We start from the raw sequence: 23,144 nt of genomic DNA on the forward strand, positions 1-23,144 counted from the left end.
GAAACGTGAGCGAGCGGTTCGCGCCGAGTGACGCGACCGCGCGGGTCCGGGCGCGGCTCGACCATCCCGTCGTCGACTCCGACGGTCACCTGATCGAGTTCCTGCCGCTCGTGCGCGACAACGTCGTCGAGCTCGCGGGCGAGTCGGTCGCGCGCGAGCTCGACCGAATGGTGCACGGCACGGAGCTGATGAGGCAGGTCCCGCCAGGGGACGCGCGCCGTGCGATCGGGCGCACCCGCAGCCCGTGGTGGGGTCTGCCGTCCGCGAACACGCTCGACCGTGCCACCGCGATGCTCCCCGCGCTCCTGTACGAACGGTTGGACGAGATCGGCATCGACTTCGCGGTGCTCTACCCGACGTACGGGCTCACGGTGACGGCGTACCCGGGCGAGGAGCTGCGGCGCGCGATGGCGCGCGCGTGCAACACGTACTACGCGCAGGCGTACAGCCCGTTCGCCGACCGTCTCGCGCCCGTCGCGTGCATCCCCACGTTCACGCCCGAGGAAGCGGTCGACGAGCTCGAACACGCGGTCGGCGTGCTCGGGCTGAAGGCGGTCATGCTCTCGGGCGCGGTTCCCCGTCCCGTGCCCGGCCTCGACCATCCCGCCGCGCGGTGGATCGACACGCTCGGCCACGACTCCGCGTACGACTACACACCGCTGTGGGAGGCGTGCGACCGGCTCGGCGTGGCGGCGACGTTCCACGCCAGCGGCCAGGGATGGGGCACGCGCGCGTCGACGACGAACTACATGTACAACCACATCGGGAACTTCGCCGCGGCCGGCGAGGGTACGGCCCGGTCGCTGCTGTTCGGCGGCGTCCCCCGCCGCTTCCCGAGATTGCGGTTCGCGTTCCAGGAAGGTGGTGTCGCGTGGGCGTGCAGCCTCCTCGCCGACTTCCTCGGCCACTGGTCGAAGCGCAACCGTGACGCGATCGCCCACTACGACCCCGAACGCCTGGACCGCGCGCAGCTCGGCGCGCTGCTCGACGAGTTCGCGGACGAAGGCGTGAAGACACGCCGCGAGCGTCTGGACGACGCGCTCACGATGCTCTCGGAGCCGGGTGAGGATCCCGCCGTGATCGACGAGTTCGCGCAGAGCGGCATCGAGCGTCCGGAGGACGTCGTCGACGTGTTCACACGGCAGTTCTTCTTCGGGTGCGAGGCGGACGACCCGCTCAACGCGCTCGCGTTCGCGCGGTCGTTGCACCCGCTCGGTTCGCGTCTGCGCGCCGTGTTCGCGTCCGACGTCGGTCACTGGGACGTGCCCGACACGCGCGACGTCCTTCCCGAGGCGTACGAGCTCGTCACCGACGGTCACCTCACCGAGGACGACTTCGCGGACTTCGTGTTCCGCAACCCGGCCGCGCTGTGGAGCGCGGGCAACCCGAAGTTCTTCAGCGGCACGGTCGTCGAGGACGCCGTCCGCGCGCTCACGATCGAGACGTAGGGGGACCGATGGACATCGACGGCTTCACGGAACCCGGCTTCGAGCCGGTGCGCGATGCGTTCGCGAAGAACTTCGACGCGGGGCGCGAGATCGGCGCGGCGTTCTGCGCGTACCGCCACGGCCGTCCGGTCGTCGACCTGTGGGGAGGCGAGACGAACGTGCAGACCCACGCGCCGTGGGAGCGCGACACGATGGTGCTCGTCTTCTCGACGACGAAGGGCGCCGCCGCCGTGTGCGCCAACAAGCTCGCGCAGGAGGGACGTCTCGACGTCGACGCGCCGGTCGTCGAGTACTGGCCGGAGTTCGGACAGGCGGGCAAGTCCGCGATCACCGTCGAGCAGCTGCTGTCGCACCAGGCCGGGCTCGCGTGGGTCGACGAGCCGCTGACGCTCGAGCAGGCGCTCGCGTGGGAGCCGATGATCCACGCGCTCGAGCACCAGGCGCCCGTGTGGGAGCCGGGGAGCGCGCACGGCTATCACGCGGTGACGTTCGGGTACCTCGTCGGCGAGGTCGTCCGGCGGGTGACGGGACGCACGATCGGCACGTACTTCCACGAGGAGGTCGCGCGGCCGCTCGGGCTCGACTTCTGGATCGGGCTGCCCGAGGAGCACGAGGCACGTGTCGCGCGCCTCTACGGGAGCGTGCTGGGCGACGCCCCGGCGCCACCCGGTGAGGAGTCGCGCGCCTCGATGGCCGGCCTGCTCGGACCCGACTCGATGGTCGTGAAGGCGCTGACCGCGGGCGGCTCGTTCTCGGAGGACGGCATCTTCAACACCCGCGCGATGCACGCCGCCGAGGTGCCCGCGGCCGCGGGCATCGCGGACGCGCGCTCGGTCGCGCGCATGTACGCCGCGTGCATCGGCGAGGTCGACGGCGTGCGCCTGCTCTCGGACGCGCAGGTACGCGACGCGACGACGCAGCGGACGAAGGGCCCGAACATCGTGCTCATGGACCTCGACCTGCAGTTCGGCCTCGGCTTCATCCTGCCGTCGAGCCTCGTCCGGCTCGGCGGGCCCCGCTCGTTCGGTCACTTCGGCGCGGGCGGCTCCGCGGGGTGGGCCGACCCGGACGCGGACCTCGCGTTCGGGTACGTCATGAACCGGATGGACGTCGGCCTCGCGGGTGACCAGCGCAGCTACACGCTGATCAACGCCTGCTACGACGCGCTCGCCTGAACGTTCACGCGAGCGCGGGCAGGACGCTCGCCGCGCCCGCGAGGAACACGGCGCCGACGACGAGGCTCCCGACACCGGTGACCGCGGAGATCGCGACGTAGGCGCGCGACCCGCGTGACGCGGTCCCGAAGCCGAACGTCGCCGCGAGCGCGACCGCGGTGTTGGCGGCGAACAGGCCGACGAGGAACGCGACGAGCAACAGGACGCCGCCCCCCTTGCCGCTCACGCCGGCCGCCGTCGCGAACAGCACGACCTGCGTCGGGGTCTCGGCGCCGACGCCGTGCAGCATCCCGACGCCGAGCGCAGTCCCGAAGCCACATCGGGCGAACGCTTCGTCCGAGACCTCGACGACGTGGTGGTGGACGTGGCGGTGCGTCTGCGTGACCGCGACGCGCTCGCGCGCGTCCGACCGTGTCGCGTGCACGTGGGGATGGCGCGCGTCGTGGTCGTGCGCGTGCTCGTGCTCGATGACGACGACGTGCGCCGCGTCGCGGTGGCGGCCCATCACCCGGCGCACGAACGCGAACACGAGCATCCAGCGGCTGCGCATGCGGAAGTCGCGACCTTGGCGCGGCAGCTGCACGAGCACGTACAGCCCGAGCGCGACGAGCGTCGCGCCGACGACGCGCGCCATCACGTCGTCGAGCGCCACCGGGAAGCGCTCCGAGAGCGCGATCGCGGCGAGGCCGATCGCGAGCACGACGAGGCCGTGACCGACGGCGTACGCCGTCGCGAGAAGCATCGACCGGCGTGGTGTCGGCTGCGCGCCGGTGATGTCGCCGATCGCGGCGAGATGGTCCCAGTCCAGGCCGTGCCGGAACCCGAATCCCGTCGCGGATGCGACGAGCCCGAACCCGAGCGCGCCCGTCCCGACGACCGCGGCACCGACGGGTCCGGTCATCCTCGCACCGCCGTCTCGTGCTGGCGACGGACGGGACGGAGGAACTCGCCGGCGACGTCACGATCCCAGTACCGCCCGGTCTGCCTGCGTTCACGCCACGTCGTGAACCGGTACCGGTACAGCAGCGCGCGCACGAACATCGGCGGCTCGTCGGGGAACGGGTTGGTGCGCAGCAGCCGCAACGTGTCGCGGTCGTTGCGGAGCAGGCGCTCGACGAGGCCGCCGAACCAGCTGCGCGCGTACGCGGGCGAGATCCCCGCGAACCACATCATCCAGTCGAGCCGCAGGTGGTACGGCGCGACCTGCGGCGGACGGCGGCGGACGTCACCGGGCTTCCCCCGGAAGCCGTACTCGTGCCAGGTCGTCGTGTCCGTGATCGCCGAGTCGGCGGTTCCCTCGACCACGACCTCGTGTCGTACCCGGGTGATGCCGCCGAACGCGCCATACGTGTTGACGAGGTGGAGCTGGTCGAACGACGCGTTCATGAGCTGGCGACGCGACACGAGGTTGCGGGCGGGCCGGTAGCTCAACGCGAGGATCAACACCGTCACGGCGACGACGACGCTCTCCCACCACGCCGGTGACACCAGGTGCGCGGGCGCGGAGAACGGCAGCCCGTGGTGCAGCAGCCCGTCGCCGAGCACCGGGATCGCGAGGGTGATCGTGAGCACGTTGAGCCACGCGAAGTTCCCGCTCGACACGAGCCAGCACTGCGTCACGATCATCACGAGCGCCGCGAACCCCGCGACCGGTTGCGGTGCGAACACCAGCACCGGGACGACGAGCTGCGTGAAGTGGTTCGCGAGCACCTCCACCTTGTGCAACGGCATCGGGAGGTGGTGGAACCACCAGCTCGCCGGGTTGGGCAGCGGTTGCGTCTCGTGGTGGTACCGCAGGCAGGTCAGGTCGCGCCAGCACCGGTCGCCGCGGATCTTGATCAGCCCGGCGCCGAACTCGAGCCGGAACAGCAGCCAGCGCAGCAGCCACAGGATGAGCACCGGCGGTGCGGTGGCGCCGTTGCCGAGGAAGATCGCGAGGAAGCCGGCCTCGAGCAGCAGCGACTCCCAGCCGAAGGAGTACCAGGTCTGCCCGACGTTGACGATGGACAGGTAGAGGGCCCACAGCACCGCGTAGACCGCCATGCAGGCCCCCAGCGGGAGCGCCCCCGTCACGCCGATCACGGAGGCGAGGCCGAGGACGATCCCGACCCAGCAGACCGCCTCGAAGAGGCCGTCGGAGTAGCGCCACTGGAACAGGCTCGGTGCCCGCTTGAAGGGCACACGCCGCACGTATGCCGGGATGGGCAGCAGTCCGTGCGCCCCCAGCAGCGCGCGGAACTGGTTGCGCGCGGACAGGAACGCCACGACGTAGACCGCCGCCAGCGCCCGCTGGAACACCAGACGGCCCAGCCACTGCCCGTCGGCCACGAACCAGGCCGTGCCCTGCGCGGTGAGCGTCCCGCCCATGCAGTGAAGGCTAGGTCGGCGGGTCGCTCCCGGCATCTCGCGTGCGCGTCGCCAAGGGCACGTCGAGACGCCTCCGCAGGTCGTCGACCGTGGCTCCGAAGGTCTCGCGCACCGTGGCACCGTCCGGTCCGACGTCGATGACGGCCAGGTCGGTGTAGACCCGACTGACGCAGGCGAGCCCGGTGAGCGGGTAGGTGCACTCCGGCACCAGTTTCGGTCGGCCCTGCTTGTCGAACAGCCGCATCATCACGAAGACCTGCCGGGCGCCCAGCGCGAGGTCCATCGCCCCGCCGACGGCCGGGATCGCATCCGGTGCTCCGGTGTGCCAGTTCGCCAGGTCACCCGCCGCCGAGACCTGGAAGGCGCCGAGCACGCAGACGTCCAGGTGCCCGCCCCGCATCATCAGGAAGGAGTCGGCGTGGTGGAAGTAGGACGCACCGGGCAGCTCGGTCACGGGCACCTTGCCGGCGTTGGTCAGGTCAGGGTCGACCTGGTCACCGACCGCGGCCGGCCCCATGTTGAGCATCCCGTTCTCGGTGTGCAGCACGATGCCCTGGTCCTCCGTCAGGTGCTCGGCGACCTTGGTGGGCTGGCCGATCCCGAGGTTGACGTAGGAGTACGCCGGGATGTCACGGGCGACGACCGCGGCGAGCTCGACGGTGGTGAGCGGCATCAGCGTGCTCCCTGCACGGTGTAGTGGCGGGCCTCGACCCGGACCACGCGGTCGACGAAGATCCCCGGCGTCACGACCGCTTCGGGGTCGAGGCCGCCGACCGGCACGACCTCGTGAACCTGGGCGATCGTGGTCGTGGCGGCGGTGGCCATCACCGGGCCGAAGTTGCGGGCGGTCTTGCGGTAGACCAAGTTGCCCATCCGGTCGGCGCGGTGGGCGCCGATCAGCGCCACGTCACCCTTGATCGGGTACTCCAGCACGTAGTCGCGCCCGTCGATGCTGCGGGTCTCCTTGCCCTCGGCGAGCATCGTCCCCACGCCGGTGGGGGTGTAGAACGCGCCGATGCCGGCACCGGCGGCGCGCATCCGCTCGGCGAGGGTGCCCTGCGGTACGACCTCGAGCTCGATCCGGCCGGAGCGGTAGAGCTCGTCGAAGACGTAGGAGTCGGACTGGCGCGGGAAGGAGCAGATCACCTTCCGCACCCGACCGGCCTTGAGCAGTGCGGCCAGACCGACCTCGCCGTTGCCGGCGTTGTTGCTCACGATGGTCAGGTCGGTGGCTCCCTGCCGGATGAGCCCGTCGAGCAGGTCGAACGGCATCCCGGCCAGCCCGAACCCGCCGACCAGGACGGTGCTGCCGTCCTCGATGCCCGCGACCGCCTCGTCGACACTCTCGAGGATCTCCACCCGCATGCCCCTTACGGTAGGTCGCCGCCGGAGCGGTGGGACACCTGGCGCTCGAGGGCGTCGGCTACCGGCGTCTGGTCGGCAGCTGACAGCGCGCTGGCGGCGGTGCCGGCTGCACCGACCTGAGAGCCGACCCGAGCAACGACGAAGGGCCCGGACCATGTGGTCCGGGCCCTTCCTCGACGTGGTAGCGGGGGCAGGATTTGAACCTGCGACCTCCGGGTTATGAGCAGACACGGATAGCGCTCAGCCGCCTCGCGGCGCGCCATGGTTGGTGGCCATGCCGCACGATCCCTGCCTTCGTGGCGCCTCCATCGCCGCGCCTCTCATCGCATCCCCGTGAGTCTCGGTCAGAGATCTGGTCAGAAGGTCGACACCGCTCCTGCCACCATCCACCGGTGGTGCTCGCTTCGAACGAGCGGCATGAGCAAACCTGCCGTGCGAACGAGAAGGAGCACCGTGGTGGATGAGAAGCACTTCAGCCGCAGGACCGCGCTGGGTCTTCTCGCCGGCGCTGCCGGAGCCGGCCTCACGGGCTGCGCAGGTGGCGGTCACGCCGCCCCGCGGGCCCGACCGGGTCACACTCCGGCCAGATCAAGCAGCACGTCGGGAGCCCGCAGGACGAGAGTCCGGGTGCCCTACGGCTCGGACCGCTCGCAGTATGCCGACCTGCATCTGCCTGGTGGCAGACGTCGGCCAGGCACCGTGGTGATCATCCATGGTGGGTTCTGGCGCGCGGCATACACCGCCGACCTGGGCACACCGCTGGCCGCCGACGTGGCCGGGCGCGGCTGGGTCGCCTGGAACCTGGAATATCGACGTCTGGGGGGCGGCGGCGGCTGGCCGGCGACGTTCCTGGATGTCGCCACGGGCGTCGACAAGCTTGCCGAGGTGGCCCTGGGAGGCGACCACGGCCCGATCGACACCTCGGCCGTGGTGGCCATCGGCCACTCGGCGGGCGAACAGCTCGCAGCATTGCTGGCCGGACGTGCTAGCACGGCGGTGAGGCCCGGCGACCCGTCGCTGCCCCTCGCCGCCCCGCGGGTTGACCTGACCGGGGTCGTCTCCCAGGCTGGGGTGCTGGATCTGACCGTCGCCGGACGTTCCGGCCTGCGAGGCACGGCGGTGTGGGACCTGCTCGGTGGCACCGCGGCCCAGGTGCCACAGCACTACCGGACGGCCGACCCGATCCGGCGCCTGCCGATCGGCGTGCCCGTCTACTGCGTGCACAGCAAGGACGACACGACGGTCCCCTACGCCCAGAGTACGGCCTACGTCGACGCGGCCACCGAGGCCGGCGACCGGGCCGTCCTGCACCCTGTCCAGGGCGACCACCTGACCCTCATCGACCCGTCGTCGGCGGCCTGGGCGACCGTGGTCGCGCTGCTGCCTGACCTGCTCGGCGGCAGGGGCGAGCCGACGGGATGACTTCTCACGCGGGCGTTCTGGCGCGCACCGCCGGCCTCACCGCGGCTTCGGCGGCCAGGGCACGAAACCGGAGGTTCGCGCCATGTAGGCGGCGTAGCCGGGCCGCTGGGACATGCTGCGCTCGAGCACTCGCTTGCCCGAGCCGAAGGCGAGCAGGTAGACCATCACGACCAGGCTGGGCAGGGTCAGCGGCCCGGGCCAGTGTCCGGCGGCGACCAGGAACAGGCCGGTCCAGACGCACGCGTCGCCGAAGTAGTTGGGGTGGCGGGTGTAGCGCCACAGCCCGGTGTCCAGGACCGGCTCGCGGTCGGGGTCGGCCTTGTAGCGGTCGAGCTGCCGGTCGCCGACCGCCTCGAAGCCGAGTCCGATGAGCCAGAGCGCGGCCCCGAGGTAGTCGAGCACACCGAGCGGCGCGCGCTCGAGCATGCCCACCTGGATCGGCATCGACACGACGAACGTTAGCGCTCCCTGCAGGAGGTAGACGCTGGCGATCGTGAAGACCAGACCGCGGCCGGCCAGGAGCTCGGCATACCTGGGGTCCTCCCCCGCGCCCCGGCTGCGCCGGCCCAGGTGGACGGCCAGACGCACTCCCCACAGCAGTGTCATGACCAGCAGCAGCCAGCGTCGGCCACTGCCGCCGTCACCGGCCGAGCGCACGAAGGTGGTGACCGCGACGGCCACGAACAGCAGACCCCACGCCGTGTCGACGACGCGGTGCCCCCCGGTGTGGCGGGCCCAGGCGAAGGTAACCGCGAGGACCACCACGATCGCCGCAGCGCTCCAGGCCATCGAGCCGAGCAGCGCGCCGCCGGCGAAGCCGGAGTCGGTCATTCCCGGTGCCAGGTGGGGGTGGGGGGCAGACCCGAGTCACCTGAGGGGAGCGGCCGACTGGCCAGCACCTGGTCGACGCCCATCCGACCCTGCGCAAAGGCCAGCGAACCGCCGGCCAGGTAGAGCCGCCATGCGCGCGCCCACTCCTCCCCGACGAGCCGGACCGCCTCGTCGTACCGGGACTCGTAGGCGGCGAGCCAGTCCGCAACGGTGCGGACGTAGTGCTCGCGCAGGGCATGCACGTGGCGGACCTCGAAGCCGGCCGCCTCCAGGTGGCCGAGGGTCTGCGACAGGGGCCGCATGTGCATGTCGGGTGCGATGAACCGCTCGATGAATGCTCCACCCCCGGGAGCGGCATCGCGCCGCCTGGACATCTGTTGCAGCAGCAGTCGCCCGCCGGGCTTCAGCGCGCCGAGCATGGTGGCCGCATAGGTGGGATAGTGGTCCTCACCGACGTGTTCGCCCATCTCGATCGAGGCGACCGCGTCGACGTCCCGCTCGGTGAGGTCGCGGTAGTCCTGCAGCCGCACCTCGACCCGGTCGGCGAGGCCCCGCTCTGCGATCCGCTCGGTGACCAGCTCGACCTGGCTGGGCGAGATGGTGAGGGCCACGACCTGCGCCCCGTAGTGCTCGGCAGCGTGCAGGGCCAAGGATCCCCAGCCACAGCCCACGTCCAGCAGACGCATGCCGGGCTCCAGCCCGAGCTTGCGGCAGACCAGGTCGAGCTTGGCCCGCTGAGCCTGCTCGAGGGTCGCGTCGGCATCGGCGTAGTAGGCGCACGAGTACGCCATGCTCGGATCGAGCTGGAGGGCGTAGAACTCGCTCGCCAGGTCGTAGTGATGGCCGATGGCTGCCCGGTCCCGGGCCGTGGTATGACGTCCACCGCGAAGCCGCGCCTGCGTCACCGGAGCCTTCGGCGGCGGGCCGAGGGCGCCGACCCTGGCCACAGTGCGCAACGCCCCCACCTTCTGTCGGGGAGTCAGCCGCACCGCGCCACCCGGGCCGCTCTGTGCCACGTGCCAGATCCGGCGCAGGCCGTCGGTCAGGTCGTCCACGCCGCCGGGCACGTCGATCTCTCCGGTGACATAGGCCTGCGCCAACCCGAGCTCGCCCGGCCGCCAGACCAGACGGCGCAAGGCCCGCCGCGACCGGATCAGCAGCAACGGAGCGGCTTTTGGTCCGACCTCGCTGCCGTCCCAGGCCCGGATCCGGACCGGTAGCGGGCCGTCTGCGAGCAGCGGCTGCACGACACCGACCAGGCGGCCGGCAACACCCCCACCACGGCCACCCCACGCCCTCAGGCCCTGGGTGCGACGACGCCTCAGGCCCATGACGGCCGCCTGGTCAGCTGGAGCTGGCTGACGCCGAGGTACTCGCTGCGAAAGCCCGCCTCGCAGTAGGCGAGGTAGAACTCCCACATCCGCCGGAAGGTCTCGTCGAAGCCCTGCCCCCGGACCTGCGGCCACTGCTGCAGGAAACGCTCCCGCCACAGGTGGAGGGTGCGAGCGTAGTGCGGCCCCAGCTCCCGGCTCCCGCTGACCCGGAGCGTGGTGTGCGACCGAAGGTTCTGCTCGATGGCCGGCACGGAGGGAATCAGCCCCCCGGGGAAGATGTACTTCTGGATCCAGCCGAAGCTGTGCCGGGTCGCGAGCAGCCGGTCGTGGGCCATGGTGATGGTCTGGATGCCGACCGTCCCACCGGGGGCCAGCAGCCGGTCGAGGGCGGACAGGTAGGTGGGCCAGTAGGACTCGCCGACGGCCTCGATCATCTCCACGCTGACCACCGCGTCGAACCGCCCCTCGACCTCGCGGTAGTCCTGCAGCCGCAGGTCGACCCGGTCGGCCATCCCGGCCTCCCGGACCCGGGCACTGGCAAACCGACGTTGCTCCTGCGACAACGTGATCGTCGTGACGTCTGCGCCGCGCTGCGCCGCGCGGACGGCCAGCGAGCCCCACCCGGTGCCGATCTCCAGCAGCCGGGTACCGGCGCGGACGTGCGCGAGGTCGAGCACGGCGTCGATCTTGCGCTCCTGAGCCCGCTCGAGCATCAGGTCACCGTCGGCGGAGGTGTCGTCGAACCACGCGCAGGAGTAGGTCATCGTCGGGTCGAGGAAGGAGGCGAACAGCTCGTTGCTCAGGTCGTAGTGCGCGGCGACGTTGCTGCGCGAACCCCCGATGCTGTTGTCCTGTTCTGCCGGCAGCCGTCGGTCCACGAGCCCGCGCAGCCGCTGCAGGGCCGGAGGCACGAGGCTGGTCAGCCGCGCGGCGAACGGGGTGAGCAGGTCGGCCAGGTCGGTGCCGGCGCCGGCCTTCCAGTCCCCGGCCATGTAGGCCTCGCCGAACCCGATCTTGGTGTCGCGGCCCAACCGGGCGAAGAACGCGTCCGGCCGCACCAGCTCGAGCACCGGTGTATCCGTCCCCGTGTCGCCGTGGCTGCTCCCGTCGGGGTAGCGGACCTGGACGGGGACGAGCCGGATCGCCCGCTCGAAGATGCGTCGGGCCACGGTGGCGCTCAACGGCGCCCGGGGCGCCGTGGCAAGGCCTGGCCACATGGTCGCGGTGGAGGCACTCATGGTCATACCCCTTCCTGGGGATCGTGTCGGGGTCGAGGCTGGATCGGCAGGCGGCGCAGCCAGAGCCGGAGGCCGTGGAACCTGATGAGCGCCGAAACCCGCTGTGGCATCAGTGGATACCGCAGGACATATCGGATCAGGGCAGTACGGGTGGCCGGTTCGGGGCGGCCCGCGAACGCGGCGCTGAAGACGCGTGCGCCGTCGCGGTGCAGCGTCACCGAGACCGCCACCCGGTCACGGCCCAAGCTGAACTGCAACTGGTAGGAGCCGGTGACGTCGTAGAACGGGGAGACGTAGAAACTCTTGTCGGTCGTGGCTCGGCCGTGGCGGTCGGGGCGCAACAGGTAGGCATGGCGCTCCCCGTAGGTGTTGTGCACCTCGGCCACGACGCAGGCCAGGTCACCCGAGCGGGTGAAACACCAGTAGACCGTCAGTGGGTCGAAGACGTGACCGAGCACCCGCGCTCCCGCCAGCATCAGGATCTGGTTGCCGTCGCCGAGGTCGACGCCCTGGGTGGCAAGGAAGCGCTCCACCTTGGCTTTGATCCGCACCCCGTGGTCCGCGCCGTCACCGCCGCCGTGGCCGAAGTGGTCGTCGGCGTCGAACCGGGCGAGCAGGCGAAGGGTCCACGGCTGGCGCGGCACCTCATCGAGGTCGACCAGCCACTGGTAGACCCGGTTGCGGAAGGAGTAGGGGACCGCTCCGAGCCGGTGGTGGGTCAACCTGCCTCCCACCAGCGCCGGCAGGTCCGGGATGGTCATCGAGTCCGCGCCCGAGGGCCCCGCCGCAGTGGCCGGCCGGCTCACCAGTCCACCCCGAAGTGCCGTGCGGCCGCGACCCCGGAGCGACAGCCGTCCTCGTGGAAGCCCCAGCCGTGGTAGGCGCCCGCGTAGACGGTGCGCCCGGTCGCCAGCCCGGGCAGCCGGGTCTGGGCACGCAGCGTGTCCGGGGTGTAGATCGGATGCTCGTAGGTCATCCGCGCCAGCACCGCACCCGGGTCGACCAGGCCGGGGTCGTTCAGGGTGACCAGGTACTGGTCCGCCGCCTCCAGCCCCTGCAACCGGTTCATCCAGTAGGACACGACCGGCGGCTCGTCCCTCGTACTGCAGCCACTCATCCGGTAGTTCCACGATGCCCTGGCCCGTGGCGCGCGTGGCAGCACCGAGGCATCGGTGTGCAGGACGGTCTCGTTGCGGGAGTAGGCGAACTGCTTGAGGGTGGTGACCTCCGCGTCGCTCGGGTCGGTCAACAGCGCCAGCGCCTGATCCGCGTGGGTCGCGAGAACCACGCGGTCGACCCGGGTGACCCTCCCGGAGACGTCACGCAGGTCCACGCCGTCGGCATGCCGGGTGACGTCGGTGACCGCGTGGGACCGGCGCACGTCCGACAGCCGGGCCGCCAGCCGCTCGACATACACCCGCGAGCCGCCGACCACCGTGGACCACTGGGGCGAGCCGGTCACCGCCAGCATCCCGTGGTGGTCCAGGAACTCGAACAGGTAGCGCGCGGGATAACTCAGCGACACCTCCCGGCCGGACGACCAGACGCAGGAGACCAGCGGCACCGCGTAGTGGGCGATGAAGTGGCCGGTGAAACCCTCCGCGGTCAGCCACTGGCCATACGTGCTGAGGTCGTCGGTGCGGGTGCGCAGGAAGGTGGCTGCCCGACGGTGGAAGCGGCGCACCTGCCCCAGCAGCCGCGCGAACCGCGGGTCCAGCACGCGCCCCGGCTGGGCGAGGACCCCGCGGGCCCCGCGCCCCCCGGCATACTCCAGCCCGCACCCGTCGCACCGGATGCTCATGCTCATCTCGGTCGGACGGACCTGCACGTCGAGTTCCGCGAAGAGTTGGCGCAACCGGGGATAGGTCACGTCGTTGTGCACGATGAAGCCGCTGTCCACGGCGTGCCGCGCGCCCTGGGCGTCGCGCACGTCATGGGTGTGCGCGTGGCCTCCGAGCCGCGGTTCGGCCTCGAACAGGACCACGTCGTACCGGCGGGACAGCAGGTGCGCCGCGGTCAGGCCGGAGACGCCGGACCCGACCACCGCGACCGAGCCAGCGCCGGAGCGCGCCTCTTGCGGCGCTTGCGCCGGCTGCGCACGTGGACTCATTGATCTCTCTCCCTCACCGCTGTCGCCGTGGGTCCCGGCCGGGCTGCCCGCCCCTGCCGGGTGCGACTCGCAGGACAAGGCTAGGAACTATGTCGAAGCAATGTCAAATGTTTGTCTAAGTATCGTATAGTGACGTCATGAGTGCTTCGGAGCAGGGCGGGTTGCGGATTGGCGCCCTGAGCAGCCGCGTCGGGCTGTCCGCCCACACCCTGCGCGCGTGGGAGAGCCGGTATGGCGTCCTGGAACCCGTGCGGTCGGCCGGCGGCTACCGGCTCTACACGCGCGCGGACGAGGCCAGGGTGCAGCGGATGAAGACGCTCGTGGCCGGCGGCCTGGCACCCGCCCAGGCCGCCCAGGTGGTGCTGGCCGACCCGCCGGACGCCACACAGATCGCGGCGCCCGAGACCCCGGCCGGCACTCGAGACCACGTCGGGGTCGAGGCGGTGACCACGGAACTGCGCCGCGCCCTGGACGCCTTCGACGAGCCGGCCGCGCAAGCCGTGCTGGACCGCGCCCTCGACGACCTGTCGCTGAGCTCGGTGCTGCGCGGCGTGGTCGTGCCCTACCTGGCCGATCTCGGCGATCGCTGGGAGCAGGGCACGGCCACGGTGGCGCAAGAGCACTTCGCCAGCAACGTCTTGCGCGGGCGGCTGGCCGGACTGGCTCGTGGCTGGGGAGCCGGCAGCGGGCCGAGGGCTGTGCTCGCGTGTCCACCAGGCGAGCTGCACGACCTGACGCTGCTGGTCTTCGGCATCGTCCTGGCCCGTCACGGTTGGGTCATCACCTACCTCGGGACGTCCACTCCGGTCGAGGAACTGGCCGGGGCGGTGGAGGCGACCTCGCCGGCTCTGGTCGTCGTGGCGGGCACCGACTCCGCGCGGTTCGAGCAGGTGGCCGCCGAGCTCGCTGCGCTGGCAGGTCGTAGCCCGCTCGCCCTGGCCGGTGCCGGCGCGACCGCCTGGTTGGCCGGACGGCTGGGGGCCAGACTGCTCGACGGGGACCCGGTCACCCAGGCCGAGCTGGTCGGGGCGACACGATGAGGGTGCTGGTGGCGGGGGCCACGGGTTTCGTCGGTCGCCGGTTGTGCCGGGCGCTGCAGGACGCAGGCCACGAGGTGGTCGCGATGACCCGACACCCCGACGACTACTCCGGACCGGGGGTGCCGGTCCACGGCGACGTCCACGCCCCCGACTCTCTTCCGGGGGCACTGAGCGGCGACGACGGGCGGCGAGGATGGAGCGGAGCGACCCTGCCGCCAAGGAGCGCGACCACGGGCACGGGCAGGGCCGACGCGGCCTACTACCTGGTGCACTCGTTGGACGCGCCTGACTTCGCGCGCCGGGACGCCGCGGCGGCCCAAGCCTTCGGCGAGGCTGCCGGCGAGGCGGGAGTGCGTCGGATCGTGTACCTCGGCGGACTCGGTGACGACGCCGACGCCTTGTCCGCCCACCTGCGCAGCCGGCGCGCGGTGGAGGGACTCCTGGGTGCGGGAGGCGTGGCCGTGACCACCTTGCGGGCGGGGATCATCGTCGGCCACGGCGGCATCTCCTGGGAGCTGACCCGGCAGCTGGTCCAGCACCTTCCGGTGATGGTGACCCCGACCTGGGTGCGCACTCGCACCCAGCCGATCGCGATCGATGACGTGGTGCGCTACCTCGTGGCGGCTCTCACCCTGCCCCTGCCGGGGTCTCGGGCCTTCGAGATCGGTGGGCCCGAGGTCCTGGAGTACGTGACCATGCTGCGCCGGGTCGCCACCATCGAGCACCGTCCGTTGCTCGTCCTGCCGGTCCCGCTGCTCAGCCCGGGACTGTCCTCGTGGTGGCTGGCCCTGGTCACCGACGTGGACACCGCGACCGGGCGGGCCCTGGTCGACTCGATGACCAACGAGGTGGTCGTCCGGGACGACGCCATCCGCGCCCTGGTGCCGTTCGAGCCGATGTCCTACGACCAGGCCGTCCGGCAGGCCCTGCGGGAGCGCGCCCAGGAAACGGACCCGGAGTGACGACGCCGGCTCGACGGGGCCGTCGTGACCGGCGGGTGGCCGGTCTGCGTGGCCGGCTGCCGCGTCCCCTGCTCGATCAGGCCCCGCGCCCCGCGCCCGAACCAGATCGGGTGCGCACCTTCCGTCGGCAGACCGTGGGCGTGACCGGCCTTGGCGGCGCGGCGTTGCTGGCCACCTCGTTGTCCAGCCGGCCGGGGTCACGGCGTTTCCTGGTGCTCACCCTCACCACGGCAGCCACCTGGACGGTCGGCGCGCTGGCCTCGGGCCCGTTGCATCTGGGGTGGATCGAGGGACGCGACAGCCGGCTGCGTCGGCCGGTGGTCACGCCGGTCGCCACGGGAGCCGGCGCCTTCGGCCTGTTCTACCTCGCGGCCCTGCTGGCGAGGCACATCCCGATCCTCGACCGGGCGATCACCCGGGTCCTGTCCTACGCCGACGAGGGATCGACTCCGGCCGTCGTGCTGACCACGTGCGCCAACGGCCTGGCCGAGGAGCTGTTCTTCCGCGGTGCTCTCTACCAGGCCGTGCGGGAGGACCACCCCGTGGCCGTCTCCAGCGTTGCCTACGTGGCGGTCACGGCCACCACCCGCAACCCCGCGCTGACCCTCGCCGGTGCCGCCATGGGGGTGCTTTTCGGGCTACAGCGCCGGGCCTCCGGCGGCGTGCAGGCGCCGATCCTGACCCACCTGACCTGGTCGGTGTTGATGCTCCGCCACCTGCCGCCCCTGTTCCGACGCCCGACCCGTCGGCGTCAACGGGCGTCCTGAGCAGCCGCAGACCGACTCCGGCTCCTCAGGCGCCGGCTTCCTTCCCCAGCACGTGTCGCAGGGCCGGCTCCAGCTCCGGGTGGCGGAAGACGTGCGCGGCCTCCTGCAGCCGGACCGGCATGACCCGCTGGCTGGCCAGCGCCAGCTCGTCGGCCCCCTCCGATCCCAGCAGCAGCTGTGGCCCCAGCCGCGGAATCGGCAGCATCGTCGGCCGACGCAGCACCGCGCCCAGCACCTGGGTGTAGTCGCGGTTGCGGACCGGGTCCGGTGCGACGGCGTTCACCGGCCCGGACAGGTCGTCGTCGAGCACCGCCCGCAGGTAGACGTCGGCCAGGTCGTCGATGCCGATCCACGAGAGCCACTGGTCACCCCCACCGAGCCGCCCGCCCAGGCCCGCCGCGAACAGGGGGTGGAGCAGCCGCAGGGTGCCGCCCGCGGGTGACTGCACGATGCCGGTCCGCACCTGCACCGTGCGTATGCCGTCTGCGGCCGCCGGTGCGGTCGCCGCCTCCCATTCGCGCACCACCTCGGCGAGGAAGTCCGAGCCCGGCTCGGCCCCTTCCTCGAGGGCGACGTCTCCCCGGTCGGCGCCGTAGTAGCCGACCGCGGAGGCGGACACGAGGACGCGTGGTCCGTCGGGGGTGCGGGCCGCCAGCTCGGCCAGCGCCCGGGTCGGGCCCACCCGGCTGCCGCGAACGGCCGCCTTGTGGCCGTCGGTGAATCGTCCGGCGATCGGGACACCGGCCAGGTGCACCACGGCGTCGACGCCGCGCAGCAGGTCGGCGTCGGGATCCTGCGGGTTCCACTGCCGCTCACCGGAGTTGCTGGTCGGGCGCCGCACCAGCCTGATCACCTGGTGACCGGTCGTGCCGAGCAGCGCACACACCGCGGTGCCGACCAGCCCGCTGGCCCCGGTGACCGCCACCGTCAGGGTCTGCCTGCCCCAGATCCTGGCCCGTGCGAGAGCGGCCAGATCGGCGGCCAGCTGCCGGTGCCGGTAGACGAACATCGATCGCAGAGCGACCTCGGGGACCGAAGTGCGGACCCGGTCGATGACGCGGGTGACGCCGTCGGACACCGGCTCGAACCGGTGCGTGTGCCGCCAGGACAGCACCGAGCCCAGCGGGGCTCCGGTCAGCTGGTCGACGAACTGGCGCGGCGGGTCGTAGCCGTCGGGCCGGTGGGCGGCCGTCCAGCGCAGCCCGCCGGGGAGGCGCAACACGGCGGTCCCGTCGCGCACCGACGATGCCTCCTGCAGGACGCGGACCGACTGCCACGGCGGCGTGAGCCGGTGGATCGCGCCGGGCCGCTCGTGCCAGGCGAAGACCTCCTCGACCGGAGCGGGAACCTCACTGCTGTGCTCGAAGTCGGTCATGGTGCCTCTCGTCGTCGTGGTCGTGTGTCATGTCGATCGCGGCACCGGGCCACCTCGGGACCGGCGCACGATCTCGAGGTTGAGTGCGGTCGCGAAGGCGACCCAGCCGGCGTACGGGAGCAGCAGCAGTGCGGCCGGCCGGTCGATCTGTCGGGTGAGTCTGATCAGGTCGAGCGTCGAGGCTTCGAGCAGCGTGGTGTCGATGAGCGCCACGTCAGGGCGGCGAGCGGTGAAGAACAGCCAGCTCCAGCCGGTGTTCAGGGCGAGGTTGACAACCCAACACCCTTTCAGCCGTCGTCGATCCGCGCCGGCCGAACGGGTCAGCGCTCGGTCGGCGGAGATGGCGCCGAGGGTGTAGAGCGTGGTCCAGGCCGGCGCGAAGACCCAGCCCGGCGGCTGCCACGCTGGTGTGTCCAGCTCGCGGTACCAGCGTGTGTGGACTCGGGTGCCGAGCGACCCAACCAGGGCGGCGCTCAGGGCAGATCCCGCCGTCACGAGGTGAGTTCGTCGGTCGGGTCTCATCTGGCCCCGGTCTCCTCGGGGCCACCTGCCGTCTCGCCGAGGTCGGTGAGGATCGCCTGCGCGGTGCGCCGGCCGGAGACCAGGGCGCCCTGGATCGAGCTGGTGTCACGGTGGTCGCCGCAGACGTAGCAGCCGCCCCACCTGATGGTGCGCCGGAAGGGGTGGGGAGCCGGCATGGCCGGCAGGGCGCGCGGCAGGTCGTAGGTGGCCAGGTGCTCCCAGTCGGAGGTGCTGGTGCCGTAGAGCTGCGCGAGCCGCCGTCGCACGTCCGGCTCCGGCGGCGGCTCCCCCGAGCCGTGCACCCACGAGCTCGCCACGAGGGCACGGTGGTCCGGCGAGTACGACGGTGCCGCGCAAGTCAGCACCACGGTGTTGTCGACCGGTGACCGTTCGGGGTCGACCACGAGCGTGGCCGTGGACAACGGCGGTTCGGGCGCGACGTGGTACCAGGTCGTCACGCCCTTCCAGGATGGCTCGCGCAGGCCGGGCAGCAGCCCGGCGGCGGTGCTCGCGTCGGTGGCCACCACCACGGCTCGGGCGGTCAGGCGCCCGTCGCCGGTGACCACCCGGGTGCCGGCCACCTGTCGCACCCGGGTCTCCAACGTCACATCGAGGCCGTCGGCGAGTTGCTCTGGGAGTCGTTGCATCCCACCCGCGGGCACCGCCGACCAGCCGGTCACGAAGGTCCGCAGCATGAGGTCGGTGAACCGGCTGGAGGTGCTCATCTCGCGCTCCAGCAGCAGCCCGGCGAAGAAGGGGGCGAGGACGCGATCGATCACCTCGTCGGACAGGCCCCACCGGTGCCAGTGGGACCGCGTGGCCTGGTCGGTGCGGCCCTTGAGCCACGACGTGGGTGCGTAGCCGCAGCTGGCGGCGTACGCCGCGAGCGGTGCCAGGTCGCGCAGCCCACCGACCGGCGCCTGCAGCGCGTCCACCACGGCCGTGGGGCGGCGGCGGGGGTCGTCCAGTCGCCAGGGCGTGCCGCCCAGGTGAACCAGTGCCGCCCGCTCGAACCGGCGGGGCTGCAGCGCTGGCACGTCGAGCTGGCGCGGCAACTCGGGGTATGCCGTGCTGAAGACCTGGAAGCCGCGGTCCAGTTGGAACCCGTCGACGCGGTCGGTGCGGATCCTGCCGCCGACTGCGTCGGAGGCCTCGAGCAGCCGGACGCGTAGGCCACTGCGCGCCAAGGTTCGGCCGCAGCTCAGCCCGGCCAGGCCCGCGCCGACGACTGCCACATCTACCTGCTCAACCATCTGCACCACACCATTCCGTCGCCGTGTCAGGCAGGCCGAGCGACAGGGCGCACCAGGACCACATGGACGCACGGGCCGCCCGGGTCTCCCGGGTCCAGGGGACCAGATGCTCGGGCCGCGGGCGGCGATCGTGCCACAGCCGGCCGGTCGGTGGCGTCGGTTCGGTGGCGGCCAGCCACACCGTGGTATCCGCACCATCGGCGACGTCCCGCAGGATCGGCCCGGCGAGTCGTCCGAACCCGGGCAGCGAGGACGCTACGCCGGGCGTGTCCGCCCAGCCGGGATGCATGGCGCACACCGTGACCCGGGCGGGCGCCCACCGCTGCGCGAGGATCGGCAGCAGGGACACCTGCACCCGCTTGGACCGCGCATAAGCGCTGGCACCGCGGTAGGAACCCTTCAGGTACTCCGGATCGCCCACCGGCAGGCGCTGGGCGTACATGCCGCCGGAGGTCACGAACACCACTCGGCTGCTCTCAGCGGCAGCGAGCGTCGATCGCAACAGCTCGGTCATCAGCACCGGGCCCAACACGTGCGTGGCGAGCGACAGCTCGTGGCCCTGCTTCGACTGGGTACGCTGGGCCGGCATCACCCCGGCGTTGTGCACCAGGACGTCGAGCCGGCCCACCTCGGCCGCGAACTCCGCCGTGAACCGCCGTACGTCGATCAGGTCGGACACGTCGCACCGCCACACCCGCAGCTCGGCGCCAGGACAGCGCCTGCGCAGCGAATCTCGCACCCTGGCGCCCTTGTCCGGGTCGCGGACCACCAGATGGACGGCCGCACCCAGGGCCGCCAGGCCGACGCAGGTCTGCTCCCCCAGCCCAGACGTCGCGCCGGTGACGACCACCTGCCTGCCGCCCAGCGCTCCCAGTACCGGGTCGGCCGGCCAGCCAGGCAACCGCCGTCGGACCGAAATGCCCAGCCGTGAGTAGCCGGCGACCAGGCTGCGGTCCATGACGGTGTCGACCCATCGCGCCCCGACCCGGCCTACTCCTGCGGGCATCACAGCGCCTCCAGGGCCGACCGCAGGCCGGCCTCGGCCTGGTCGCCGAGGCGGCTGAACGCGGGTCGCAGCAGCCATGCGGCATACTTCAGTGGGCCCGAGAAGGTGAACAGCGCGACATGGGTGAAGTCGGTGAGGTAGGCGAACACCCGCTCGAGGGGCCGGTCCACCACCACGGTGCGACACACCCGCATCAGTCACCACCCCTTTGCTCGCTTTCCCACTGCATCACATTCACTCCTTGCTCGCGAGCCGACTGGGCCACCAGACCCGGGATCCGAGATCGTGCACCAGCGCGGGCACCAGCAACGACCGGACGACGACGGTGTCCAGCAGGACGCCGAAGGCGACGATGAAGGCGATCTGGGCCAGGAACAGCAGCGGGATGACGGACAGCGCGGCGAAGGTGGCGGCCAGCACGACGCCGGCCGAGGTGATCACTCCCCCGGTGACCGCCAGGCCGCGCAGCACACCGTCCCGGGTGCCGTGTCGCCCGCTCTCCTCCCGCACCCGAGACATCAGGAAGATGTTGTAGTCGACCCCGAGCGCGACGAGGAAGACGAAGCCGAACAGCGGGACCGAGGGATCCGCGCCGGCGAACCCGAACAGGTGGTTGAAGACCAGCGCAGACACCCCGAGGGTGGCGGCAAAGCTGAGCACCACCGTGACCAGGAGCAGCAGGGGCGCGAGCAGTGCGCGCAGCAGCAGCGCCAGCAGCACGAAGATGACCACGAGCACGATCGGGATGACCAGGTTGCGGTCGTGCTCGGCGGTGGTGCGCGTGTCCAGGGTCGTGGCCGTGCTGCCGCCCACCCTGGCCCCGGGGACCGCGTCATGGACCGTGTCGCGCAGCGCCCGCACGGTGTCGATCGCGCGCTCGCTGTCCGGCGGCGCCTCCAGCGTGGCCTGCACCTGGGCGAGCCCGTCCACGCTCGCCGGCTCCTGGCCCGGCTTCACCGGACCGCCGGTCGGCCCGACGGGGCGCGCCTGGCTGACGCCAGGGACCTGCTTGGCGGCGGCGACCGTCTCCGTGACCCGGTCGGCGGGGCCGATGATGACCGCCGGACTGCCGGTGCCTGCCGGGAAGTGCCGCGCCGCGACCTGCTGTCCGGTCACCGACGGGACCTGGTGCAGGAAGAGTGCGTCCTGGGACGTGCCGCCGGCCTGAAGGGTCGGGACGAACGCGGCCAGCACCACCAGACCGGCGCCCGTCCCCACCCACAGCGCGCGAGGGCGCCGGCCCACGAACCGGGCGACCGCGCCCCAGACCCCGGAACGTTCCGGGTGGGGCGAGCCGAACCGCGGTCGCCTCGGCCAGAACGCGGCGCGCCCCAGCAGCACCAGCACCGCGGGCAGGAAGGTCAGCGTCGACAGCAGCGCGCCGAGGATGCCCAGGGCACCCACCGGACCGAGGCTGCTGGTCGAGTTCAGATCGGACAGCAACAGGCACAACAACCCCGCCATCACGGTCAGTCCGGACGCCAACACCGTGGGCAACGACTGCCGCCACGCGACCGCCATCGCGGCGAACCGGGACTCGTGCTCGCGCAGCTCCTCTCGATACCGGGAGGTCAGCAGCAGGGCATAGTCGGTGGCTGCACCCACGACCAGGATGAACAGGATGCCTTGGCTCTGGCCGTTGAGGGTGATCAGGTCGCGGTCGGCCAGCAGGTAGACCAGGCCGCTGGCCACCGCGAGCGCGAACAGCGAGCTGATCAACACCGCGAACGGCAGGACCGGGCTGCGGTAGACCAGGACCAGGATGACCAGCACCACCAGCACTGCGACCAGCAACAGGATCCCGTCGATGCCGGCGAAGGCCGCGGTCAGGTCGGCGGTGAACCCGGCCGGACCCGTCACGTAGCCGCGCGCGCCCTCGGGCAGGCCCGCGCTCACGCGGGCGCGCACCCGGTCCACCACCCCGGCCACGTCGGAGTCGGCTCTGATCGGCACGATGAGCTCGAGCGCCTTCCCGTCCCGGGAGGGGACCGGGCCGGCTACCGGAGCGGCCACCCCGTCGAAACCGGCGATGGCGTCGGCGTCGGCGCGGGCTCGCTGGGTGACTGCCGCGTCCAGGCCGGACGGGTCGGCATACACCACGACCGCCGGCACGGTCTGCTGGTCGTTGAACTTCTTCTGCAGCCTCGCGACCTGGGTGGCCTCGGCGCTGGCGGGCAGGAACGCCGCGGCGTCGTTGGTCTGGACGGTGCTCAGCTTGCCTGCTAGCGGCCCGGTGACGCCACCGACCAGGAGCCAGACCGCCACGAGGACGGCGGGCAGGGCCCACCGAAACCGTGTGGTCCGTCGATGACTTCCCCTCGAGCTCCACATGGCTAGACAGTCTAGGAGGTTTCCCTAGAATGTCTAGTGATGGGTGGTGGATAGCATGGCCGCGATGAACGAGTCGTCGACGTCGGACCTCCACGAAGCGCACTACCTGATCGGTCAGGCACTGCGGGCGCTGCTCGGTCTGGCACCGGACGTGCACGCCGTGCTCGCGCGGCGCGTCGGGGTCGGCATCACCGACCTGACGGCGCTGGACCGGCTCACCTCCAGCGACCAGCCGATGGGGGTCGTCGAGCTCGGCGACAGCCTGGGCATCCGCTCCGCCTCGGCGACCGTCTTGGTCGACCGGCTGGTCGCCGCGGGCCACCTGCAGCGGGCGCCACACCCGACCGACGGGCGCCGCCGGATCGTGCGAGCGACCGGGAGCGCCCACGACGACATGCTGGATGCGCTGCGTCCGCTGATCGCCGGCATCAACCGGGTCACCGAGCAGCTCGACGCCGACACCAGCCGCGCCGTGCTGGCCTACCTGAACGACGTCTGCGCGGTCCTGCGCGACTTCGCCCAGACTCCCGGGCAGACCGGGCCCGCGTCGGCTCCCGCCGAGGGGCCGACCTGACCGCGCCTTCATCCGGTCCTGGCG

22 protein-coding genes are annotated in these 23,144 nt (G+C 71.9%); 7 read left to right on the forward strand and 15 right to left on the reverse strand.

The window, feature by feature from the left end; translation table 11 throughout:
* The first annotated feature begins 5 nt into the window (after window positions 1–5).
* The gene (locus VFL99_RS12655) at window positions 6–1,448 is read left to right on the forward strand and encodes an amidohydrolase family protein (protein WP_325106724.1); all 1,443 of its coding nucleotides are present in this window, start codon (window positions 6–8) and stop codon (window positions 1,446–1,448) included.
* A gap of 8 nt (window positions 1,449–1,456) precedes the next feature.
* Entirely contained in the window at window positions 1,457–2,623 is a 1,167-nt protein-coding gene (locus VFL99_RS12660; protein ID WP_325106725.1) for a serine hydrolase domain-containing protein, read from the forward strand.
* 4 nt (window positions 2,624–2,627) lie between these two features.
* Here VFL99_RS12660 and VFL99_RS12665 read toward each other — a convergent pair whose 3' ends face one another.
* The 4 genes from VFL99_RS12665 to VFL99_RS12680 are packed head-to-tail and all read right to left on the reverse strand — an operon-like array spanning window position 2,628 to window position 6,355.
* Window positions 2,628–3,524: a hypothetical protein gene (locus VFL99_RS12665; protein ID WP_325106726.1), complete on the reverse strand. Its 897-nt coding sequence runs from the start codon at window positions 3,522–3,524 to the stop codon at window positions 2,628–2,630.
* On the reverse strand, window positions 3,521–4,990 hold the full coding sequence (locus tag VFL99_RS12670) for a lipase maturation factor family protein (protein WP_325106727.1): 1,470 nt from the start codon (window positions 4,988–4,990) through the stop codon (window positions 3,521–3,523). Before VFL99_RS12670 ends, VFL99_RS12665 begins: the two co-directional genes overlap by 4 nt.
* A gap of 10 nt (window positions 4,991–5,000) precedes the next feature.
* The gene (locus VFL99_RS12675; protein WP_325106728.1) at window positions 5,001–5,663 is read right to left on the reverse strand and encodes a 3-oxoacid CoA-transferase subunit B; all 663 of its coding nucleotides are present in this window, start codon (window positions 5,661–5,663) and stop codon (window positions 5,001–5,003) included.
* Window positions 5,663–6,355 (reverse strand): 3-oxoacid CoA-transferase subunit A, encoded by a 693-nt coding sequence (locus tag VFL99_RS12680; RefSeq protein WP_325106729.1) that lies wholly within the window; start codon window positions 6,353–6,355, stop codon window positions 5,663–5,665. Before VFL99_RS12680 ends, VFL99_RS12675 begins: the two co-directional genes overlap by 1 nt.
* A 627-nt stretch (window positions 6,356–6,982) precedes the next feature.
* On the opposite strand from VFL99_RS12680, the gene VFL99_RS12685 reads away from it, so the two are divergent.
* Window positions 6,983–7,777 (forward strand): alpha/beta hydrolase family protein, encoded by a 795-nt coding sequence (locus VFL99_RS12685; protein ID WP_325106730.1) that lies wholly within the window; start codon window positions 6,983–6,985, stop codon window positions 7,775–7,777.
* A 36-nt stretch (window positions 7,778–7,813) separates the two neighbouring features.
* Here the strand turns inward: VFL99_RS12685 and VFL99_RS12690 are convergent, their stop codons facing one another.
* From VFL99_RS12690 to VFL99_RS12710, 5 genes are read right to left on the reverse strand one after another with little or no spacing between them, the layout of a single operon-like run.
* A complete protein-coding gene (locus VFL99_RS12690; RefSeq protein WP_325106731.1) occupies window positions 7,814–8,608 on the reverse strand; it encodes a DUF1295 domain-containing protein in 795 nt (264 codons plus the stop codon).
* Window positions 8,605–9,939: a cyclopropane-fatty-acyl-phospholipid synthase family protein gene (locus VFL99_RS12695; RefSeq protein ID WP_325106732.1), complete on the reverse strand. Its 1,335-nt coding sequence runs from the start codon at window positions 9,937–9,939 to the stop codon at window positions 8,605–8,607. Before VFL99_RS12695 ends, VFL99_RS12690 begins: the two co-directional genes overlap by 4 nt.
* Complete coding sequence (locus tag VFL99_RS12700) at window positions 9,930–11,180, reverse strand: cyclopropane-fatty-acyl-phospholipid synthase family protein (protein ID WP_325106733.1); 1,251 nt, start codon at window positions 11,178–11,180, stop codon at window positions 9,930–9,932. The genes VFL99_RS12695 and VFL99_RS12700 overlap by 10 nt, the downstream gene beginning before the upstream one ends.
* A 2-nt stretch (window positions 11,181–11,182) precedes the next feature.
* On the reverse strand, window positions 11,183–11,986 hold the full coding sequence (locus tag VFL99_RS12705; RefSeq protein WP_325106734.1) for a DUF1365 domain-containing protein: 804 nt from the start codon (window positions 11,984–11,986) through the stop codon (window positions 11,183–11,185).
* The gene (locus VFL99_RS12710; protein ID WP_325106735.1) at window positions 11,983–13,290 is read right to left on the reverse strand and encodes an NAD(P)/FAD-dependent oxidoreductase; all 1,308 of its coding nucleotides are present in this window, start codon (window positions 13,288–13,290) and stop codon (window positions 11,983–11,985) included. Before VFL99_RS12710 ends, VFL99_RS12705 begins: the two co-directional genes overlap by 4 nt.
* Before the next feature lie 137 nt (window positions 13,291–13,427).
* On the opposite strand from VFL99_RS12710, the gene VFL99_RS12715 reads away from it, so the two are divergent.
* The 3 genes from VFL99_RS12715 to VFL99_RS12725 all read left to right on the forward strand — a co-directional run bounded on the left by VFL99_RS12715 (window position 13,428) and on the right by VFL99_RS12725 (window position 16,059).
* Window positions 13,428–14,330 (forward strand): MerR family transcriptional regulator, encoded by a 903-nt coding sequence (locus VFL99_RS12715; RefSeq protein ID WP_325106736.1) that lies wholly within the window; start codon window positions 13,428–13,430, stop codon window positions 14,328–14,330.
* Window positions 14,327–15,292, forward strand: a complete 966-nt coding sequence (locus VFL99_RS12720; RefSeq protein WP_325106737.1) for an NAD(P)H-binding protein — start codon at window positions 14,327–14,329, stop codon at window positions 15,290–15,292. The genes VFL99_RS12715 and VFL99_RS12720 overlap by 4 nt, the downstream gene beginning before the upstream one ends.
* Window positions 15,293–15,402: 110 nt before the next feature.
* Window positions 15,403–16,059, forward strand: a complete 657-nt coding sequence (locus VFL99_RS12725) for a CPBP family intramembrane glutamic endopeptidase (RefSeq protein WP_325106738.1) — start codon at window positions 15,403–15,405, stop codon at window positions 16,057–16,059.
* Window positions 16,060–16,084: 25 nt separating this feature from the next.
* On the opposite strand, the gene VFL99_RS12730 is transcribed toward VFL99_RS12725, so the two are convergent.
* Genes VFL99_RS12730 through VFL99_RS12755 form a run of 6 tightly spaced genes read right to left on the reverse strand, consistent with a single transcriptional unit; the run spans window position 16,085 to window position 22,546 of the window.
* Entirely contained in the window at window positions 16,085–17,434 is a 1,350-nt protein-coding gene (locus VFL99_RS12730; protein WP_325106739.1) for a TIGR01777 family oxidoreductase, read from the reverse strand.
* A gap of 27 nt (window positions 17,435–17,461) precedes the next feature.
* Window positions 17,462–17,956 (reverse strand): TspO/MBR family protein, encoded by a 495-nt coding sequence (locus VFL99_RS12735; protein ID WP_325106740.1) that lies wholly within the window; start codon window positions 17,954–17,956, stop codon window positions 17,462–17,464.
* Window positions 17,953–19,209: an NAD(P)/FAD-dependent oxidoreductase gene (locus VFL99_RS12740; protein WP_325106741.1), complete on the reverse strand. Its 1,257-nt coding sequence runs from the start codon at window positions 19,207–19,209 to the stop codon at window positions 17,953–17,955. The genes VFL99_RS12735 and VFL99_RS12740 overlap by 4 nt, the downstream gene beginning before the upstream one ends.
* Complete coding sequence (locus VFL99_RS12745) at window positions 19,202–20,215, reverse strand: class I SAM-dependent methyltransferase (RefSeq protein WP_325106742.1); 1,014 nt, start codon at window positions 20,213–20,215, stop codon at window positions 19,202–19,204. The genes VFL99_RS12740 and VFL99_RS12745 overlap by 8 nt, the downstream gene beginning before the upstream one ends.
* On the reverse strand, window positions 20,215–20,409 hold the full coding sequence (locus VFL99_RS12750) for a hypothetical protein (RefSeq protein ID WP_325106743.1): 195 nt from the start codon (window positions 20,407–20,409) through the stop codon (window positions 20,215–20,217). Before VFL99_RS12750 ends, VFL99_RS12745 begins: the two co-directional genes overlap by 1 nt.
* A 40-nt stretch (window positions 20,410–20,449) precedes the next feature.
* Entirely contained in the window at window positions 20,450–22,546 is a 2,097-nt protein-coding gene (locus VFL99_RS12755; protein WP_325106744.1) for an MMPL family transporter, read from the reverse strand.
* A 64-nt stretch (window positions 22,547–22,610) separates the two neighbouring features.
* On the opposite strand from VFL99_RS12755, the gene VFL99_RS12760 reads away from it, so the two are divergent.
* A complete protein-coding gene (locus tag VFL99_RS12760; RefSeq protein WP_325106745.1) occupies window positions 22,611–23,120 on the forward strand; it encodes a MarR family winged helix-turn-helix transcriptional regulator in 510 nt (169 codons plus the stop codon).
* The last annotated feature ends 24 nt before the right edge of the window (window positions 23,121–23,144 follow it).

This window comes from Segeticoccus sp. (assembly GCF_035708005.1).

Bases quoted from the DNA above. Each gene is read 5' to 3' on its own strand.
- VFL99_RS12680 (WP_325106729.1), bottom strand. From the start codon at position 6,355: ATGCGGGTGGAGATCCTCGAGAGTGTCGACGAGGCGGTCGCGGGCATC.
- VFL99_RS12675 (WP_325106728.1), bottom strand. From the start codon at position 5,663: ATGCCGCTCACCACCGTCGAGCTCGCCGCGGTCGTCGCCCGTGACATC.
- VFL99_RS12670 (WP_325106727.1), bottom strand. From the start codon at position 4,990: ATGGGCGGGACGCTCACCGCGCAGGGCACGGCCTGGTTCGTGGCCGAC.
- VFL99_RS12700 (WP_325106733.1), bottom strand. From the start codon at position 11,180: ATGAGTGCCTCCACCGCGACCATGTGGCCAGGCCTTGCCACGGCGCCC.
- VFL99_RS12730 (WP_325106739.1), bottom strand. From the start codon at position 17,434: ATGACCGACTTCGAGCACAGCAGTGAGGTTCCCGCTCCGGTCGAGGAG.
- VFL99_RS12735 (WP_325106740.1), bottom strand. From the start codon at position 17,956: ATGAGACCCGACCGACGAACTCACCTCGTGACGGCGGGATCTGCCCTG.
- VFL99_RS12755 (WP_325106744.1), bottom strand. From the start codon at position 22,546: ATGTGGAGCTCGAGGGGAAGTCATCGACGGACCACACGGTTTCGGTGG.
- VFL99_RS12665 (WP_325106726.1), bottom strand. From the start codon at position 3,524: ATGACCGGACCCGTCGGTGCCGCGGTCGTCGGGACGGGCGCGCTCGGG.
- VFL99_RS12720 (WP_325106737.1), top strand. From the start codon at position 14,327: ATGAGGGTGCTGGTGGCGGGGGCCACGGGTTTCGTCGGTCGCCGGTTG.
- VFL99_RS12660 (WP_325106725.1), top strand. From the start codon at position 1,457: ATGGACATCGACGGCTTCACGGAACCCGGCTTCGAGCCGGTGCGCGAT.
- VFL99_RS12750 (WP_325106743.1), bottom strand. From the start codon at position 20,409: ATGCGGGTGTGTCGCACCGTGGTGGTGGACCGGCCCCTCGAGCGGGTG.
- VFL99_RS12695 (WP_325106732.1), bottom strand. From the start codon at position 9,939: ATGGGCCTGAGGCGTCGTCGCACCCAGGGCCTGAGGGCGTGGGGTGGC.
- VFL99_RS12745 (WP_325106742.1), bottom strand. From the start codon at position 20,215: ATGCCCGCAGGAGTAGGCCGGGTCGGGGCGCGATGGGTCGACACCGTC.
- VFL99_RS12740 (WP_325106741.1), bottom strand. From the start codon at position 19,209: ATGGTTGAGCAGGTAGATGTGGCAGTCGTCGGCGCGGGCCTGGCCGGG.
- VFL99_RS12690 (WP_325106731.1), bottom strand. From the start codon at position 8,608: ATGACCGACTCCGGCTTCGCCGGCGGCGCGCTGCTCGGCTCGATGGCC.
- VFL99_RS12715 (WP_325106736.1), top strand. From the start codon at position 13,428: ATGAGTGCTTCGGAGCAGGGCGGGTTGCGGATTGGCGCCCTGAGCAGC.
- VFL99_RS12710 (WP_325106735.1), bottom strand. From the start codon at position 13,290: ATGAGTCCACGTGCGCAGCCGGCGCAAGCGCCGCAAGAGGCGCGCTCC.
- VFL99_RS12760 (WP_325106745.1), top strand. From the start codon at position 22,611: ATGAACGAGTCGTCGACGTCGGACCTCCACGAAGCGCACTACCTGATC.